A 17,450-nucleotide genomic window follows, 5' to 3' on the forward strand; every position below is an offset into this window, starting at 1 on the left:
ACGGCAGTTGATTCATAACTTTCAGTAATGCAATCCGCGTTCGGTCCGTCCTCGTCCGTCCCGGAGCAGGTGCGACGCATCCGCCTCCGGCACCTGAGATGTTTCGTCACCGTCGCGCGCGAGGGTCAGGTCGGTCGGGCCGCCGAGCTGTTGCAGCTGAGTCAGCCGGCCGTCACGAAGACACTCAACGAGCTCGAGGTGCTCGCCGGAGCGAAACTCCTCGACCGCGGCCGACACGGTGCGCGCCTCACCGCGGCGGGTCACCGCTTCCTGCGATACGCGCAGGACGTCACCACCTCACTGGACGCAGCTGTGGCCGCACTGGCGGGAGCGGCCGAACCCGCCCGCGNCTACCCACCGTGGCCGGGTACGTACTCCCCGAAGCTCTGGCGGAGCTGCGCCGCGTGCGCGCCGATCTGGACATCCGGATCCGCACCGACCCCAATGCCGTCCTGCTGTCGGCGCTCGCCGCCGGCGCCCTCGACGTCGTCCTCGGGCGCATGGCCGAACCGTCCCGGATGGTGGGGCTGTCGTTCGAGCTCCTGTACGCCGAGACGCTGATCCTCGTCGTCCGGCCCGGCCACCCCCTCGCCGGGCGTTCCGTCTCCGTCGCCGACACGCTCGAACACCCCCTGGTGGTCGCGACCAGCGGAACCGTACCGCGCCACGCGACCGAGGCATTGTTCGAACGTCACGGCCTGCGACTGCCGGTCGGGCTGATCGAGACACTCGACCTCGCCGTGGCACGCGGGGTGGTGCGGCGCAGCGACGCCGTGTGGATCACCACCGAACGCGCGGCCCGGGACGACCTCGCCGACGGCGTGGTCCGGCGCCTGGACCTACCCACCGCGGGCACCGTCGAACCGGTCGGAGTGCTGCGACGCAGTGCCGACGCGTCGTCCGCCGAGGTCGAGGACTTCGTGACCATCCTGCGCGACATCCCGGTCGACGGGACATGGCAGGATTTCCTCCATGGCTGACCAGACTTCCGACCTTCCCACCACCGAGCTGTGGGTCGAGCGCACCGGCACGCGCCGTTACACCGGACGCAGCTCCCGCGGCGCCGAGGTGCTCATCGGCTCGGAGAGCGTCGAGGGCGTCTTCACCCCGGGCGAGCTGCTCAAGATCGCGCTCGCCGCGTGCTCCGGCATGGCTTCGGACTTCCCGCTGTCCCGCCGGCTCGGCGACGACTACGACGCGACGATCCGCGTCTCCGGTGCCGCCGACCGCGAGAACGAGGTCTACCCGCACCTCGAGGAGGAGATGGTCCTCGACCTGTCGGAGCTCGACGCAGACGCACGGGACCGCCTCATCGCCCTCGTCGAACGCTCCGTCGACAAGGTGTGCACGGTGGGCCGCACCCTCGAGGCGGGCACCGAGGTCTCGCTGACGATCACCCCCGAGGACTGATCGATGAGCGCCCCCGCAGACGTCGAACGGCTCACGGCGTGGGTGCACGGCCGCGTCCAGGGGGTCGGTTTCCGCTGGTTCACGCGTGCCCGCGCACTCGAACTCGGTCTCGTCGGGCACGCGACGAATCATCCCGACGGTCGCGTCATGGTCGTGGCCGAAGGCCCCCGGCCGGCACTCGAACAGCTCCTCGCGTGGCTGCGATCCGGCGACACCCCCGGTGAGGTGCGGCTCGTCGTCGAATCGTGGGATCCCGCGCGCGGCGACCTCGACGGTTTCGTCGAACGCTGACATCCGTCCTGTTTGTCCGTTCGGCTTGGTATCCTGCCGCGATCGGGTGCAAGCGGCCGGGGGGTCGCGGTCGGCGAGGAGGAGACATATGGGCAGGCGTGCACGTTCGACGATGGTGGCGGCAGCAGCCGCCGCTGTGGCAGTGGCACCCCTGGCCGCAGCACCGGCGGCGGCCGGTCCCACTGCCGCAGCACCGGCGGCGGCCGGTCCCGCTGCCACAGCACCGGCGGCGTTCGTTCCGGCTGCCTGCGCACCGCGGTCCGTCACGACGGTCGCGTCGGGGCTCGGTGTCCTCGAGAACCTGGCGTTCGACGAGCGGGGCGGTCTGCTCGTCTCGGACACCTCCTTCGTCGGCCCCGGAGCGCTGCGCCGGATCACTCCCGACGGCAGCGTGACCACCGTGCTGTCCGAGGTGACCGGTCCGGGCGGCATCGTCGTCGACGTTCCCACCGTGTACCTGAACGTGGGCAACACGACCGTCTCGGGGTTGGCCGGGATCGCCGACGGCACGATCGACACGCTCGACCTCGACACGGGTGAACGCGGCACCCACGGCACCGGGCTGGTCATGCCCAACGGCCTCGGCCGGCTGTCGGACGGATCGATGCTCACCTCACGCGATCTCGGCGAGGTCGGACTCACCCTCGTGCCCGCCGGCGGTGGCGAGGCCCGCGTCGTCCGTACCGATCTCGGATCCGTCAACGGCATCGCCGTCGACGGCGACACCGTCTACACCGTGACGACCTTCGAGAACGTCAACCGGCTCCACATCCTCGACGCACGCGACCTCGAAGGACCCGTGCGCAGCATCGACCTGCCCGGGCCGGGGCTGCTCTCTATGCCCGACGACCTCACGATCGGTCCCGACGGCGCGCTGTACATCGCGCTCAACCTCGCCGGCGCGGTCCTGCGGGTCGATCCGGCGACCGGGCACAGCTGCCGCATCGCCGAGGGCATCCCACTGATGTCCTCGCTCGCCTTCGGTTCGGGACCGGGCTGGGACCCGAACGTCCTGTACACGACCGGTTTCGACGGGACGGTCCGCGCGGTGCACCCGGCCTAGGAAAGCGGTCACAACCCGCCGGTAGAGTTCTCATCCATGTACCTCAAGAGTCTGACGTTGAAGGGCTTCAAGTCCTTCGCCTCGTCGACGACTCTCCGTTTCGAACCGGGTATCACCTGTGTGGTGGGCCCCAACGGGTCCGGCAAGTCGAACGTCGTCGACGCACTCACCTGGGTGATGGGGGAGCAGGGCGCCAAAGCCCTGCGCGGCGGCAAGATGCAGGACGTCATCTTCGCCGGAACCGCCGGCCGCCCGCCGCTCGGACGCGCCGAGGTCACGCTCACCATCGACAACTCCGACGGTGCGCTGCCCATCGAGTACTCCGAGGTCTCCGTCACTCGCCGCATGTTCCGCGACGGCGCGGGCGAATACGAGATCAACGGCAGTTCCTGCCGTCTCATGGACGTACAGGAACTGTTGTCCGACTCCGGTATCGGCCGCGAGATGCACGTCATCGTCGGTCAGGGCCGCCTCGCCGCGATCCTCGAATCCCGCCCGGAGGACCGACGCGCCTTCATCGAGGAGGCCGCCGGCGTCCTCAAGCACCGCAAGCGCAAGGAAAAGGCGCTGCGCAAGCTCGACTCGATGCAGGCCAACCTCGCGCGCCTCACCGACCTCACCGCCGAGCTGCGCCGCCAGCTCAAACCGCTCGGCCGGCAGGCCGAGGTCGCGCGTCGCGCCCAGACCATCCAGGCCGACCTGCGCGACGCGCGGTTACGTCTGGCCGCCGACGACCTCGTCACGCGCCGCGCCGAACTCGCCGGGCACGACGAGCAGGAAAAGATGGTCCGGGAGCGGCTCGACACCGTGCTCGCGGCCTTCGACGACGCTAACGCCGAACTCGCCCGCCACGAACAGGCCCTCGCGCAGCTCACTCCCGGTGCCGAAGCGGCGTCGCAGACCTGGTTCCGCCTGTCCGCCCTCGCCGAGCGCGTCTCGGCGACCGTGCGGGTCGCGCAGGAACGCGCCCGGCACCTGCACGCCGAACCCGAGGACCGTTCCGGTCAGGATCCCGACGAGATGGAAGCCCGCGCCGACCGGATCGCCGCCGAGGAAGCGGAACTGGTCGAGGCCGTCGAGATCGCGCACGGAGCCCTCGAGGCGGCCCGCGAGCAGCTCGCCGCGCAGGAGGAGGCTGCAGCGGCCGCCGAACGCGCACATCTGGCCGCGGTGCGTGCCGTCGCCGACCGGCGCGAGGGCCTCGCGCGTCTCGCAGGCCAGGTCGAGACGATGCGCACCCGCGCCGAATCGATCGACGCGGAGATCGCACGCCTGACCGTCGCCATCGAGGAGGCCCGGCTCCGCGGCGTCGCCGCACAGGCCGAGTTCGAGACCGCTCAGGCACGCATCGACGATCTCGACGCCGGTGAGATCGACGCCGACGCGCAGCACGAACGAGCGCTGGAAGCACAGCGGCTCGCCGACGAGCGGGTCACCGAACTCCAGGAGGCAGAACGCGCCGCGGGCAAGGTGGTCGCCTCGCTCGGCGCCCGTATCGAAGCCCTGTCGCTGGGACTCGAACGCACCGACGGCGCGGTCTGGCTGATCGACACGCGTTCCGGCGACGGACTCGTGGGGCGCCTCGCCGACCGGCTCCGGGTGTCCTCGGGATACGAGGCCGCCGTCGCAGCTGCCTTCGGCGCCGCGGCCGACGCCCTCGAGGTGGAGTCGGCCGACGCCGCGATCTCGGCGGTCGCAGCGCTCGCCGAAGCCGACCAGGGCCGGGTGGCATTCGTCCTGCCCGGCACTGCCGGTCCCACCGACACCGGCGACCTGCCGTCCGGTGCCCGATGGCTCCGCGAGGTCGTCGAGTGCCCCGCAGACCTGCGCGGAGGCGTCGACGGCCTGCTGGCCCGCACCGTCGTGGTCGACGACCTGCCCATTGCCCTCGGGGTCTGCGCTGCCCGGCCCGATCTGCGCGCCGTGACGCGCGGAGGAGACCTCGCCGGTGCGGGCTGGGTGGTCGGCGGCTCGCACCGCGCCCCGAGCACCCTCGAGATCCAGGCGGCGATCGATACTTCCCGTGCCGGCCTCGAACAGGCCGAACGTCGCTCCGAGGAACTGGCCGCAGCCCTCGCGGGCGCACTCGCGGAACAGGCCGAACGCGCCGAACACGTCGAACAGACCCTTGCCGCGCTCAACGAGTCCGACGCGGCGATGTCGGCCGTCTACGAACAACTCGGTCGGCTCGGCCAGGCGGCACGCACCGCTCACGCCGAATCCGGACGCCTCGCAGCCCAACGCACGGAGGCAGAGAAGGAACGCGACGCGGCACGGGAGAAGCTGGTCGAGCTCGAGGAGCGACTGCGCCTGGCCGAGGACGACTCGGCCGGAAGTAGCGACGGTGCGGGCACCGATCACACCGCCGCCGAGCGGGAGATGGCCGCGACCGCGCTCGCCGAGGTCCGGGCCGTCGAGGTCGAGGCGCGACTCGCGGCACGCACGGCCGAGGAACGTGCCGAAGCGCTTCGGGGCAAAGCGGATTCGCTCCGCCGCGCCGCGCAAGCCGAGCGCGAGGCCCGCGCTCGTGCCGAACGTGCCCGCGTCGCGCGTCGTCAGGCGGCGGCCGTCGCCGCGGCGGTGGCCGAATCAGGGCAGCGACTCGCCGAACAACTCGAGGTGGCCGTGACGACGGCACTCGCACAGCGCGACGACCTGAACCGGCGCCGCGCCGAATGCGCCGAGCAACTCGAACGGGCCCGCGAACTCGTCCGCGAACTGTCCGTGCAGCGCGACCAGCTCACCGACGCGGTGCATCGCGACGAAGTGGCCCGGGCGCAGGCCTCGCTCCGGATCGAGCAACTCGAACAGACCATCCTCGAGCAGCACGGCATCGCCCTCGACGACCTCGTGGCCGAGTACGGCCCCGACGTGCCGCTGCCGCCGACGCCGCTGGAGATGGCCGAGTACGAGCAGGCCCGCGAACGCGGCGAACAGGTCGTCGCTCCCCAACCGATGCCCTACGACCGGGTCACCCAGGAGCGGCGGGCCAAGCGCGCCGAGAAGGATCTCGCGACGCTCGGACGCGTCAACCCGCTCGCACTGGAGGAGTTCGCGGCGCTCGAGGAGCGGTACAACTTCCTGTCTACCCAGCTCGAGGACGTCAAGAGCGCCCGCAAGGACCTGCTCGCTGTCGTCGAGGAGGTCGACGCGCGAATCCTGCAGGTGTTCACGGAGGCGTACGCCGACGTCGAGCGCGAGTTCGAACAGGTCTTCGCGAAGTTGTTCCCCGGCGGTGAGGGGCGGCTCGTGCTCACCGACCCGAGCGACATGCTCACCACCGGCATCGAGGTCGAGGCCCGCCCGCCGGGCAAGAAGGTCAAGCGCCTGTCGCTGTTGTCGGGCGGCGAGAAGTCCCTGACCGCGGTGGCGATGCTGGTCGCGATCTTCCGGGCCCGTCCGTCGCCCTTCTACGTGATGGACGAGGTCGAGGCCGCGCTCGACGACACCAACCTGCGACGGTTGATCGGGCTGTTCGAGCAGCTGCGCGAGAAGTCCCAACTCATCGTCATCACCCACCAGAAGCCGACGATGGAGGTCGCCGATGCGCTGTACGGCGTGAGCATGCGGGGCGACGGCATCACCCGGGTCATCTCGCAGCGACTGCGCGGACGCGAGATCGCGACACCGGTCCCCGAACCGGAGGAAGAGCTCCAGGCCTGACAGTATGGGTGCGTGAGTACCGGAGCCTGGATAGTCATCGCCGCCGCGCTGGCGGTCGTTCTCGTCGCGCTCGTCGTCGGTCTGACCCTCTACCGGCGGCGGCAGGTGTCGCTGAAGGCGCCCGAGACCCCGCAGCTCGATTCCGCCGAGACAAAGGACCGCTCGGGCGGTTACAAGGCGCAGAGCGGATTCAGTTTCTCGCAGGGCACGGCCGCGCCACCGGCGCCGGCCCCCCGACCTGCGCCGAAACCGGCACCGAAGCCTGCGGTGAAGCCGGAGCCGGCGCCCCGCACGGTGCCGTTGCCGGAGGAGATCACCGAAGCTCCGCCGAGCGCACCCGCACCCGCCGAGCCGAAGGCGGAACCTGCGCCTGCGCCGAAGGCGGAACCGAAGCCCGAGCCGAAGGTCGAACCGAAGCCTGAGCCGAAGGTCGAGCCCAAGCCCAAGCCCGAGCCGGAGCCTGCGGAGCCGAAGCCTGCCGAACCGGAGCCGGTCGAGCCCGAGGTCGCCCCGGAGCCGGAGCGTCCCGCTCCCGAGCCCGTCGAGCCCGAGGTCGAGCCCGCCCCGGCGACAGAGACCGTTGCCGAACCCGAGGTCACCGAACCCGAGGTCGTCGAACCGGAAATCGTCGAACCGGCCGGACCGGCCGCTGTTCCTCCGGCAGCCCCGATCGAGGAGATCGAACCCACCGCAGGTCGCCTTGTCCGCCTGCGCGGCCGTCTGGCCCGCTCGCAGTCAGCGGTCGGCAAGAGCCTGCTCGGCCTGCTCGGTGGTGGCGATCTCGACGAGGACTCCTGGGAGGAGATCGAGGACACGCTGCTCGTGGCCGACCTCGGTGCCGCGACGACCACCAAGATCGTCGACCGTCTGCGTGAGGAGATGGTCGTGAACAACGTGCGCAGCGAGGCCGACGCCCGCGCCGTGCTGCGCAGCGTGCTTGTCGATGAGCTCCGCCCCGAGCTCGACCGCTCCATCCGGGCCCTCCCGCACGAGGACCATCCCGCGGTGCTGCTCGTCGTCGGTGTCAACGGCACCGGAAAGACCACGACGACCGGCAAGCTCGCCCGCGTGCTCGTCGCGGACGGACGCCGGGTGCTGCTCGGTGCCGCCGACACCTTCCGTGCCGCGGCCGCCGACCAGCTGCAGACCTGGGCCGAACGCGTCGGCGCCGAGGTCGTCCGCGGCAAGGAGGCCGCCGATCCGGCCGCGGTGGCGTTCGATGCCGTCGCGAGGGGCATCGACAACGGTGTCGACGCGGTCCTCGTCGACACCGCCGGCCGCCTGCACACCAAGACCGGCCTGATGGACGAGCTCGGCAAGGTCAAGCGCGTCGTGGAGAAGAAGGCCGCCGTCGACGAGGTTCTGCTCGTCCTCGACGCGACGATCGGCCAGAACGGTCTGATGCAGGCCCGCGTGTTCGCCGAGGTCGTCGACATCACCGGTGTGGTGCTCACCAAGCTCGACGGAACCGCCAAGGGCGGCATCGTCTTCCAGGTGCAGCACGAACTCGGCGTCCCGGTGAAGCTGGTGGGTCTCGGTGAGGGCGCCGACNGAAACATCCGGGCAGCAAGCTTTCCCTCGACAACGCGCCGCTCGGCGCGGCCTACAGGGAGGTTGCAAGTGGAGGAAGTGGTGAACACCGGCGACGCAGCGTGGATGCTGATAGCAGCGTCGCTCGTGCTTCTGATGACCCCGGGCCTGGCGTTCTTCTACGGCGGGATGTCCCGTTCCAAGTCCGTGCTCAACATGATGATGATGTCCTTCGGCGCGATGGCCGTGATCGGGGTCATCTACGTCCTGTGGGGCTGGTCGATGTCCTACGGCAACGAGAGCGTACTCGGGATCTTCGCGAACCCCTTCGAGCAGTTCGGTCTGCAGGGAGCCATGTACGGCGAGGATGGTGAGTTCCTTGCAAGTGGTTCGGGCAACTACCCGCAGATCATCGACATCGGTTTCCAGGTGACCTTCGCGATCATCACTACCGCTCTGATCAGCGGTGCGCTGGCCGAGCGCGTGAAGTTCGGTACGTGGATGGCGTTCGCGGCCATCTGGGTCACCTGCGCCTACTTCCCGCTCGCCCACATGGTGTGGGGTGGCGGCCTGCTCTCGGGCTCCGAGGACAGCATCGCAGCGGCCATGTTCGGCACCGTCGAGGACGGCGGAGAGGTCAGCGCTGCGGTGGAGCCGATCGACTTCGCCGGTGGCACGGTCGTCCACATCAACGCCGGTATCGCCGCTCTCGTCCTGGCCGTCGTCATCGGCAAGCGTGCCGGCTTCGGTCGCACCGCCTTCCGTCCGCACAACCTGCCGTTCGTCATGCTCGGTGCCGCGCTGCTGTGGTTCGGATGGTTCGGCTTCAACGCCGGTTCGGCCTTCGCCGCCGACGGTACTGCCGGCCTGGCCTGGGTCAACACCACCACCGCCACCGCCGCCGCCATCCTCGGCTGGCTCCTCACCGAGCGCATCCGTGACGGCAAGGCCACCAGCCTCGGTGCCGCGTCCGGTACCGTCGCCGGCCTGGTCGCCATCACCCCCGCTGCAGGCTCGCTGAGCCCGGTCGGATCGATCGCCCTCGGCGTCATCGCCGGTGTCCTGTCCGCCCTCGCGGTGGGTCTGAAGTACAAGTTCGGTTACGACGACTCGCTCGACGTCGTGGGTGTCCACCTCGTGTCCGGCCTGTGGGGCACGGTCGCCATCGGCTTCCTCGGCACCGAGACCGGATTGTTCTACGGTGGCGATTACAAGCAGCTCGTCATCCAGATCGTCATCGCAGTCGTCGCCCTGGTGTTCACCGCCGTCGTCACCGCAGTGATCGCCTTCGCACTCAAGCCCATGGGCTGGCGTGTGAGCGACGAGGAAGAGGCCCGCGGTATCGACGAAGCCGAACATGCGGAATCCGCATACGACTTCGCGCCGGCTCTCAAGTGATAAGAAGACCACGACAGTGAGCAGGGATGACAGCGGCCAGCGGGCTCTGGGAAGGATGAGGATATGAAGCTGATCACGGCGATCATCAAGCCGTTCACGCTCGAGGACGTCAAGGCAGGCCTGGAGCAGGCCGGTGTGCTGGGAATGACAGTCAGCGAGGTGCAGGGGTACGGCCGCCAGAAGGGCCACACCGAGGTCTACCGCGGAGCCGAGTACTCCGTCGACTTCGTGCCGAAGGTCCGTGTCGAGGTCGTCATCGACGACTCCGCTGTCGACAAGGTCGTCGAGACCATCGTCGAGGCCTCCCGTACCGGCAAGATCGGCGACGGCAAGGTGTGGGTCACGCCCGTGGAAGCCGTTGTCCGGGTCCGCACCGGAGAACGAGGTTCGGATGCGCTCTGACCCCCAGGGGTCCGGCACTCGAGGCCCTGATCGCGCTGCTTCGGCAGCGGGATCGGGGCCTTCGGTGTCCTCGGCCCGCACAACCGCACCGGCGGGCGCCGCCGATCTGNGGCCCCCGCAGCCGCCGCCTCGACACCGTGGCCCTGCGCCACGCCCTCGTGGACCTGCACGAATTCTGGTTGACGACGAAGGGCTCCGAACTCGGCATCAAGCGCGAGGGAGGCTTCGCCATCGTCGCCGTCGGGGGTCTCGGACGCCGCGAGATGCTCCCGTACTCCGATCTCGATCTCATCCTCCTCCACGACGACATGGCGCCGTCCGTCGTGTCGAAGGTCGCCGACGAGCTCTGGTACCCGCTGTGGGACGCGCACATCAAGCTCGACCACAGTGTCCGGACGGTGCCCCAGGCCCTCCAGGTGTTCTCGTCCGATCTGACGGCCGCGTTGGGAATGCTCGAGGCGCGGCACATCGCGGGCGACGCCCAGCTGAGCAATCTGCTCATCGGTGGTGTGCGACGGCAGTGGCGCACCGGCATCCGGTCCCGCTTCGACGAACTCATCGAGACGACCGAGGTGCGATGGCAGCGCAGCGGGCAGATCGCCCACCGGGCCGAACCCGACCTCAAGAGCGGTCGCGGCGGGTTGCGGGACGTGCAGTTGCTCAATGCCCTGTCCGTTGCGCAGCTCACCGACGGCATGCCAGGACTCGGACCCGACGTCCCGGGCGGCGGGCTCGCGGCCGCCCACCGGCGACTGCTCGATGTACGCACCGAGCTGCACCGCGTCGCCGGCCGCTCCCGCGACCAGCTGCGCGCGCAGGACGCCGACGAGATCGCCGCGGCGCTGCGGATCGGCGACCGTTTCGATCTTGCGCGGGTGCTCACCGAATCGGCCCGCACGATCAGCTATTCCGTCGACGTCGGTCTGCGCACCGCGGCCAATTCGCTGCCGCGCAAGGGTCTGTCGCGTCTGCGCCGCGGACCGGTGCGGCGTCCGCTCGACGAAGGGGTCGTCGAGCACGGGGGAGAGGTCGCCCTCGCACGCGACGCGCATCCGCGTCGCGATCCGGGCCTGATCACGCGGGTCGCGGCGGCCGCTGCGCAGGCCGGACTGCCCGTCTCGGCGGCCACGCTCACCCGACTCGCCGATCACGCACCGGAGCTGCGCGAACCCTGGCCCCGGGAAGCCCTCGACGACTTCCTGGTGCTGCTCGGCTCGGGACGTCGCGCGGTCGACGTCATCGAGTCGCTGGACCGCACCGGACTGTGGGGGAGGTTGCTCCCCGAATGGGGTGCGGTGCGCGACCTGCCGCCCCGCGACGCCGTCCACACGTGGACCGTCGACAGGCACCTCGTCGAGACCGCCGTGTACGCGAGCGAACTGACGACGCGGGTCTCCCGTCCGGACCTGCTGGTCCTCGGCGCGTTGCTGCACGACATCGGGAAGGGACGCGGCGGCGACCACAGCGTGGTCGGTGCCGAACTGGCCCTGCAGATCGGGCGGCGGATGGGCCTGTGGCCTTCGGATCTGGCGCTGCTCACCTCGATGGTGCGGCACCATCTGCTCCTGCCGCACACCGCGACCCGCCGCGACCTCGACGATCCGGAGACCGTGGCCGCGGTCGTCGGCGCCCTCGACGGGGATCCGGTGCTGCTCGACCTGCTCCACGCCTTGGCCGAGGCGGATTCGCAGGCCACCGGCCCGGGGGTGTGGGGGGACTGGAAGGCGTCGCTGATCCGGGAACTCGTGCGCCGCTGCCGCATGATGATGGCGGGGGACGAGCTGCCGGCACCGGATCCGATCGATCCCGCCCTCGCGAACCTCGCCGAGGACGGCGCCCTGCACGTCGCGCTCGAACCACGCGAGGACGGCCGCAGCTTCTCCGCGACCTTCGTCGCGCCCGACGAGCGGGGCGTGCTCTCCGACGAGGCCGGTGTGCTCTCCCTGCACGGTCTGCGGGTGCTGTCGGCCTCGATCGGCAGTCACGCCGGCAGCACGGTCAACAGCTTCGTCGTGGCTCCGAGATTCGGTTCACCGCCCGAAGCGGCCCTGCTCCGGCAGGAACTCGTGCGGGCGCGCTCCGGCGATCTCGACCTCCTCGGTGCCCTCGAGGCCAAGGACCGCGCCGAACGGGAGAGCCGGCTTCCCGAGCGAACGGCCCGGGCGGTTCCGGTCAGCGCCGCTCTCGCGCCGCCGCGGATCATCTGGTTCGAAGGATCCGAATCGGACCAGGTCGTGCTCGAGATCCGGTCGGAGGACCGGATCGGTCTGCTGTGCCGTCTCGCGGACGTCTTCGAGCGTGTCGGAGCCGACGTGCGGTGGGCGCGGGTGAGCACGCTGGGTTCGACGGTGATCGACTCGTTCTGCGTCGATCTCGCTGGTGCCCACACCCGTGTCTCCCGGGAACATCTCGAGAAGGAACTGTTGTCGGTCCTGCCTGCTCCCGAGCCGCCCGCACCCGTCGACAGAGCGTGACCGACGGATCGTGACAGCGCGGGTGGCCCGCGCTGTGGTGTGGCCACCCGCGATCGCGAGGGATCGGGAGCGGTTACCCTGGTTCGCAGCAATGTCCGCATCTTCGTCAGAGCTCAGGAGCGCATTCGGTGTTCGAATCCCTTTCCGACAGGTTGACAGGGGTCCTGAAGGACCTGCGCGGCAAGGGGCGGCTGTCCGACGCGGACATCGACGCGACCTGCCGTGAGATCCGCCTCGCCCTGCTCGAGGCCGACGTCGCGCTGCCCGTCGTGCGCGAGTTCATCAAGAAGATCAAGGTGCGCGCCAAGGGCGCCGAGGTGCATGGCGCGCTCAACCCGGCCCAGCAGGTCGTCAAGATCGTCAACGAGGAACTCGTCGGGATCCTCGGCGGCGAGACCCGTCGTCTGCAGTTCGCGAAGAACCCGCCGACGGTCATCATGCTCGCCGGTCTGCAGGGTGCCGGTAAGACCACGCTCGCGGGTAAGCTCGCGAAGTGGCTCAAGGCGCAGGGGCACACCCCGATGCTGGTCGCCTGCGACCTCCAGCGCCCCGGCGCTGTGACCCAGCTGCAGGTGGTCGGTGAGCGTGCCGGCGTGTCGGTCTTCGCGCCCCATCCCGGCACCTCCATCGGCGGAGGCGAGAACGAACTCGGAGTCACCGCCGCCGACCCGATCGCCGTGGCCGAGCAGGGCATCGCCGAGGCGCGCAACAAGCAGTACGACGTGGTCATCGTCGACACCGCCGGTCGCCTCGGTATCGACCAGGAACTCATGGCGCAGGCAGCGGGCATCCGCGACGCCGTGCAGCCCGACGAGGTGTTGTTCGTCCTCGACGCGATGATCGGTCAGGACGCCGTGAGCACAGCCGAGGCGTTCCGCGAGGGCGTCGGCTTCACCGGCGTGGTGCTCACCAAGCTCGACGGCGACGCTCGCGGAGGTGCCGCGCTCAGCGTCCGCGAGCTCACCGGCCAGCCGATCATGTTCGCCTCCACCGGTGAGAAGCTCGAGGACTTCGACGTCTTCCACCCCGAGCGCATGGCCAGCCGCATCCTCGGCATGGGCGACGTGCTCACCCTGATCGAGCAGGCCGAGCAGGTCTTCGACGCCGAGCAGGCCGAGGCCACCGCCAACAAGATCGGTTCCGGCGAGCTCACCCTCGAGGACTTCCTCGAGCAGATGATGGCCGTGCGGAAGATGGGCCCCATCGCCAATCTCCTGGGCATGCTGCCCGGAGCCGGGCAGATGAAGGACGCCCTCGCCAACGTCGACGAGAAGCAGCTCGACCGCATCCAGGCGATCATCCGCGGCATGACGCCGGAGGAGCGCGCCAACCCGAAGATCATCAACGGCTCGCGGCGATTGCGCATCGCCAACGGTTCCGGTGTGAAGGTCTCCGACGTCAACCAGCTCGTCGACCGGTTCTTCGAGGCCCGGAAGATGATGACGGCCATGGCCGGCCAGATGGGCATGCCGGGCGCACGCAAGAATCAGCGCAAGAAGGGCAAGAAGGGGAAGAAGGGCGGTCGCGGACCGACGCCGCCGAAGGTGCGGGGCGGTATGCCCGGCGGCTTCCCCGGTCTCCCGGGTGGCATGCCCGCCGGGATGCCCGACCTGTCGAAGATGCCGAAGGGCCTCGACGAGCTTCCTCCGGGACTCGAGAACTTCGACCTGTCGAAGCTGAAGTTCCCCAAGAACTGAGCCGGGCCGGGGGGATGACCGTGACCGAGGGTGATGCGCGTTCCTTCGTCGTGTGAGGCCGGTCGTTGGCCGACGGCGAACCCGTCGAACTGTTCGTCGGGGCCGACGGAGCGTTCACGGCCGAGCCCGGCCGCGACGCCGAGGTGCTCTGCGCCGACGGCTGGATCCTGCCGGGCCTCGTCGACGCGCACTGCCATGTCGGCCTCCGGTTCGGTGGGGGAGCGGAGGACGAGGAGGGTCTGCTCGCGCAGGCCGTCACCGAACGCGACGCGGGTGTCCTGCTGCTCCGCGACGCCGGGTCGCCTGTCGACACCCGGGCCCTCGATCAGCGGGCGGACCTGTCCCGGATCATCCGGGCCGGCCGGCACATCGCCCTGCCCAGCGCTCGCTGATGTAGCCCGCTAAAGTAGCCGATCCCTCGATGATGGGAAGGGCGGAAGTACATCCCTGACCGGGGGAGGCCCGTGTATGGGTCCGCACACGTGTTCTGCGGATGGGCGGTCATGTCCCGCACTCGGCAACTGGGGCCTTTCGTGACTTCACAATGGTGGTTTCGCCTCGCTGGTGATGAAGCACCGGTGCTGTGGGAATGGCGCTCGATGGGTGCCCCGGATCCGAGATCGCTGGTGTCGGTGCGGCGGCCGCGGTCGTCGGTGCGGCACTCTTCAACACCGACCGACGCACCGGCGAGTACCCGTTGATCGACTGGGGGTGGTCACGCGCCGACGTGATCGACTACACCCGCTCGATCCTCGGCACCAGCGTCGGCAAGAGCGCGTGCACATTCTGTCCGTTCAGCTTTGCCAACAAGAGCAGTCGCGCCGAGAACTTCGCTCGTTATGCCGAAGCACCCGAAGTCGGCGCGAGAACCCTGTTGATGGAACACCTCGCACTCGCGCTCAATCCAGCGCAGGGCCTCGTCGGCGGCCGCCGCCTGATCGAGATGCTCCGCGAGCACCAGCTCGACAACGTCCTGGATGCCGTCGAGGCAATCCTCGAGAGCCACGAGCACGCTATCTACGAGATTCGCCGCATTCTGCGGCCCCGCAAGACCGACCCGACCGAACTCGGCGATGCCGCCCGCTCGGTCCGCATCCGCGGCCGCGGCTCCCGGGCCAGCATGCACAACATCCTCGGTCGCCTCGCGGCCGACGGAGCCGCACAGAACAAGGTTCGCCCGGACATCGGGGACGATGGAAATCGTGCGTGTCTACCAGCACGAACGTGGCCCGGTGTTCCCGACCGTCGAGCGGTACTTCGTCGTCGCCCCGGCCCTGGCGTTACCGAAAGAGCACGCCAACGTCGACCAGTGGTGGACACAAGCCTTCGCCGCCGAGGCGATGCAGCCGGCAGTGTAAGGCGCAGGGGACGTGCCATTTACGCATGTCAGTGGGGGTGTACCGGGTGGGCCGCCGGTCAACGGTCCAAAGATGGTCACATCTTCCACAGAGCCAGCACCGCGGCGCGCAGGCTCGCAGAGATGATGCGGTGGTCGCGGTGCAGGCGCGGGTTCGAGTGACCGCGGTCGGTGAGGATGCGCGTGGCGTCGGATATGGCGATGGGGTCGAGGTCGGCGCGGGCGTGGCGGGTGTGGGGGATGCGGTGGGGGCCGGTTGCGACGACGGCCGGTGGGTCCAGCCGGGTGTCGTCGTTGCTGATCCGGATCACGACGTCGCCGGGCTGGAGACGGGTGCGGCGGTCGGGACCGGGGTTGTCCTCGCGGACCCAGTGGGTGCGATAGCCCGGGTCCGATCCCGGCCAGGGGTACGACGCGGCCGATCTGCCAGATGGCGGTGGCGCTGTCGAGGAACACCTCGTCGACGACGGTGTCCTCGAGACGGTCGAGGAAGGCATGTGCTGCTGCGATGGCGCCGGGATCGTCGGCGATCAGCGCGGTTTTGTCGGCGACGGTGGAGGCGTGCGAGGCGCTGGCCGGGCCGACGATCACCTTCTCTGCGGTGACGATCAGGCCGGTGTGCAGGTTCGCAGTCGACAGCACCTGCACGCCGGCGTCGAGGAAGTGGGCGAGGGTGGTGGGGAGGTGGCGTGTGCGCGCACGGCGGCGCGGGCGGTGTCGACGATCAACTGGCCCTCGCTGCGCAGCGGCAGCAGGTCTGGCGCGGTGTGGTCGAGGTAGGCGATGGCGACGCGCCGGGGTCCGGGCCGGCGCAGGGCCGCGGTGATGGCAGGCCAGGGGTGAGGTGCGTGCAGGGTCGTGCCCATGCTTCGGCACGGTAGCGAACAACGACGTCGTGCACGATGCAGACATGGACCGAGAGAGGCGCTGTCGGCGGCGGTGCGGATCGGGTATCGACCCGCCCTCGTCTCGGCAGGACTGTGGAGGCGACACTGTGCACCTGCAAGTGCAGACCGGAGACGGCCCGGCTCCGGTCGAGTCCGTGGAGCGAGGAGCGGGGATGTACGGAATGCGGACGAGCCGGGAGCACTTCTCGGTACCCGGATCGAATCCGGTGGCAACCTCGGTCGATGTGCACGCTCTCGCCGAGACCGCGCGCCGCATAGGCGGTGTCGGTCGGGGTCCGGCGCCGGTGATCGCCGAACTCGTCACCGGCGACTGGCAGCTAGTGCACTTCGCCGAGGCGGACCGGTTGCGGGAGATCACCCGCGCCCAAGGCCGCAAGTATGAAGGGGTGCGCGCCGGTCGGCTGCGGTGGTCCTCGACCGTGCGCGCTGTTCCCCCGGTGACGGAAACCGCCGTACCGCCCCGTGATCTCGATGTCCCTGCTGCGTCCCGAGCCCATCCGGAACCGTGGTGATGCCCACCGACGATGTGACGCCGCTCCGGCCGCGTACCGCCACCGGAATGATGATCGCGGTGCTGTAGGTCGCCTTCGCGATGTGGTTCGCCGCTTCCGGTCAGGCAGGTCCCGGTGTCGGCGCGGGTCTGCTGACCGTGATTCGGCTCATCGCCGTGGCGTGCGGGTGCCGCGCACGCGACCGCACTGCCACCGTCGATGGCGCGGGGACGTGTCATCGATGCAGTTAAATGGCGTTGCATTATGAATGTACTGCGCTTCATGATGTCGTCTCCCCGGATGATCATCTTCCCCGGTGTCCAGCGATTCCGGCCGGTACGAGTTCACGACTCGTGCGTGGGACCCCTACAAGCCGGCTCCAGAGGTCGGGATCGCTCAACGGGCACCCGATCGAACAGTGCTCCGCCGGTTTCGCGATTTTCAGAGGTACCGTGACTACTCCGACCGATAGTCCGCTTGCTCCTGGGTTATCCCGAGAATGACAGCTCCGGTACGGCTGCGGGGACGGTGGGAGGAGCCGGGAAGGAACCGGACGTACGTTCCTGCGGGATGACACCGATTTCCTTCGAGGATTTCGCCCCGAAGAACGTAGTACCATTCCTCCCGGTGTGACAACCGACCTCGGGCCAACAACTGCCGGGGGCGAATTCGATCAGCCAACTCGACGCGAAATCCGAACGATGAATGCGCCGCCGCAGAATGCCGTCGGTGACCGGTTCGGCCTCGATGTCGAACACGGACAGCA

The 17,450-nt window shown here is 69.5% G+C and carries 16 protein-coding genes and 2 pseudogenes; 14 read left to right on the forward strand and 4 right to left on the reverse strand.

Going from position 1 to position 17,450, the window contains the following annotated elements; translation table 11 throughout:
* Window positions 1–27: 27 nt before the first annotated feature.
* The 12 genes and pseudogenes from QR64_RS28270 to QR64_RS20045 form a co-directional block, all read left to right on the forward strand.
* On the forward strand, window positions 28–349 hold a 322-nt coding region (locus QR64_RS28270; RefSeq protein ID WP_235367255.1), incomplete at its 3' end, for a LysR family transcriptional regulator.
* 55 nt (window positions 350–404) lie between these two features.
* On the forward strand, window positions 405–980 hold the full coding sequence (locus QR64_RS28275; protein ID WP_235367296.1) for a LysR substrate-binding domain-containing protein: 576 nt from the start codon (window positions 405–407) through the stop codon (window positions 978–980).
* Window positions 973–1,410: an OsmC family protein gene (locus tag QR64_RS20000; RefSeq protein WP_006551214.1), complete on the forward strand. Its 438-nt coding sequence runs from the start codon at window positions 973–975 to the stop codon at window positions 1,408–1,410. Before QR64_RS28275 ends, QR64_RS20000 begins: the two co-directional genes overlap by 8 nt.
* A gap of 3 nt (window positions 1,411–1,413) precedes the next feature.
* Window positions 1,414–1,701, forward strand: a complete 288-nt coding sequence (locus QR64_RS20005) for an acylphosphatase (protein WP_019289083.1) — start codon at window positions 1,414–1,416, stop codon at window positions 1,699–1,701.
* A gap of 88 nt (window positions 1,702–1,789) precedes the next feature.
* Window positions 1,790–2,764, forward strand: coding sequence for an SMP-30/gluconolactonase/LRE family protein (locus QR64_RS20010; RefSeq protein WP_081263439.1), 975 nt, complete (start codon window positions 1,790–1,792; stop codon window positions 2,762–2,764).
* Between the two features lie 36 nt (window positions 2,765–2,800).
* Window positions 2,801–6,427 carry a chromosome segregation protein SMC gene (gene smc / locus QR64_RS20015; RefSeq protein WP_039586938.1) on the forward strand — a complete coding sequence of 1,209 codons (3,627 nt, stop codon included), beginning with the start codon at window positions 2,801–2,803 and terminating at the stop codon, window positions 6,425–6,427.
* Between the two features lie 12 nt (window positions 6,428–6,439).
* The coding region (gene ftsY, locus QR64_RS20020) for a signal recognition particle-docking protein FtsY (RefSeq protein WP_039587370.1) at window positions 6,440–7,978 on the forward strand (1,539 nt) is incomplete at its 3' end.
* A gap of 69 nt (window positions 7,979–8,047) precedes the next feature.
* Window positions 8,048–9,355 carry an ammonium transporter gene (locus QR64_RS20025; RefSeq protein WP_006551219.1) on the forward strand — a complete coding sequence of 436 codons (1,308 nt, stop codon included), beginning with the start codon at window positions 8,048–8,050 and terminating at the stop codon, window positions 9,353–9,355.
* A 63-nt stretch (window positions 9,356–9,418) separates the two neighbouring features.
* The gene (locus QR64_RS20030) at window positions 9,419–9,757 is read left to right on the forward strand and encodes a P-II family nitrogen regulator (protein ID WP_006551220.1); all 339 of its coding nucleotides are present in this window, start codon (window positions 9,419–9,421) and stop codon (window positions 9,755–9,757) included.
* Between the two features lie 110 nt (window positions 9,758–9,867).
* Window positions 9,868–12,231: pseudogene (locus tag QR64_RS20035) on the forward strand ([protein-PII] uridylyltransferase); the annotation flags it as partial.
* A gap of 128 nt (window positions 12,232–12,359) precedes the next feature.
* A complete protein-coding gene (gene ffh / locus QR64_RS20040) occupies window positions 12,360–13,928 on the forward strand; it encodes a signal recognition particle protein (protein ID WP_024100624.1) in 1,569 nt (522 codons plus the stop codon).
* A gap of 65 nt (window positions 13,929–13,993) precedes the next feature.
* Window positions 13,994–14,308, forward strand: a pseudogene (locus QR64_RS20045) (amidohydrolase family protein); the annotation flags it as partial.
* Window positions 14,309–14,643: 335 nt separating this feature from the next.
* On the opposite strand, the gene QR64_RS26865 reads toward QR64_RS20045, so the two are convergent.
* Window positions 14,644–14,940 (reverse strand): hypothetical protein, encoded by a 297-nt coding sequence (locus QR64_RS26865; RefSeq protein WP_153811633.1) that lies wholly within the window; start codon window positions 14,938–14,940, stop codon window positions 14,644–14,646.
* Window positions 14,941–15,130: 190 nt separating this feature from the next.
* Here QR64_RS26865 and QR64_RS26870 point away from each other — a divergent pair, with 190 nt between their 5' ends.
* Entirely contained in the window at window positions 15,131–15,286 is a 156-nt protein-coding gene (locus QR64_RS26870; RefSeq protein WP_024100467.1) for a hypothetical protein, read from the forward strand.
* 76 nt (window positions 15,287–15,362) lie between these two features.
* Here the strand turns inward: QR64_RS26870 and QR64_RS28755 are convergent, their stop codons facing one another.
* On the reverse strand, window positions 15,363–15,596 hold the full coding sequence (locus QR64_RS28755) for a hypothetical protein (protein ID WP_052039964.1): 234 nt from the start codon (window positions 15,594–15,596) through the stop codon (window positions 15,363–15,365).
* A 297-nt stretch (window positions 15,597–15,893) separates the two neighbouring features.
* A complete protein-coding gene (locus tag QR64_RS28760; protein WP_264721985.1) occupies window positions 15,894–16,151 on the reverse strand; it encodes a hypothetical protein in 258 nt (85 codons plus the stop codon).
* A gap of 194 nt (window positions 16,152–16,345) precedes the next feature.
* On the opposite strand from QR64_RS28760, the gene QR64_RS20060 reads away from it, so the two are divergent.
* Window positions 16,346–16,705 carry a hypothetical protein gene (locus tag QR64_RS20060; RefSeq protein WP_039586941.1) on the forward strand — a complete coding sequence of 120 codons (360 nt, stop codon included), beginning with the start codon at window positions 16,346–16,348 and terminating at the stop codon, window positions 16,703–16,705.
* A gap of 467 nt (window positions 16,706–17,172) precedes the next feature.
* On the opposite strand, the gene QR64_RS28280 is transcribed toward QR64_RS20060, so the two are convergent.
* Entirely contained in the window at window positions 17,173–17,442 is a 270-nt protein-coding gene (locus QR64_RS28280; protein ID WP_235367257.1) for a hypothetical protein, read from the reverse strand.
* Window positions 17,443–17,450: the final 8 nt, after the last annotated feature.

Source organism: Rhodococcus sp. Chr-9, from assembly GCF_000801125.1.
GTDB lineage: Bacteria > Actinomycetota > Actinomycetes > Mycobacteriales > Mycobacteriaceae > Rhodococcus > Rhodococcus pyridinivorans.

What these genes read in the sequence shown, in the direction of transcription:
- QR64_RS20000 (WP_006551214.1), top strand. Translation starts at nt 973, where the DNA reads ATGGCTGACCAGACTTCCGACCTTCCCACCACCGAGCTGTGGGTCGAG.
- QR64_RS20005 (WP_019289083.1), top strand. Translation starts at nt 1,414, where the DNA reads ATGAGCGCCCCCGCAGACGTCGAACGGCTCACGGCGTGGGTGCACGGC.
- QR64_RS20010 (WP_081263439.1), top strand. Translation starts at nt 1,790, where the DNA reads ATGGGCAGGCGTGCACGTTCGACGATGGTGGCGGCAGCAGCCGCCGCT.
- smc (WP_039586938.1), top strand. Translation starts at nt 2,801, where the DNA reads ATGTACCTCAAGAGTCTGACGTTGAAGGGCTTCAAGTCCTTCGCCTCG.
- QR64_RS20030 (WP_006551220.1), top strand. Translation starts at nt 9,419, where the DNA reads ATGAAGCTGATCACGGCGATCATCAAGCCGTTCACGCTCGAGGACGTC.
- QR64_RS28760 (WP_264721985.1), bottom strand. Translation starts at nt 16,151, where the DNA reads ATGGGCACGACCCTGCACGCACCTCACCCCTGGCCTGCCATCACCGCG.
- QR64_RS20060 (WP_039586941.1), top strand. Translation starts at nt 16,346, where the DNA reads ATGTACGGAATGCGGACGAGCCGGGAGCACTTCTCGGTACCCGGATCG.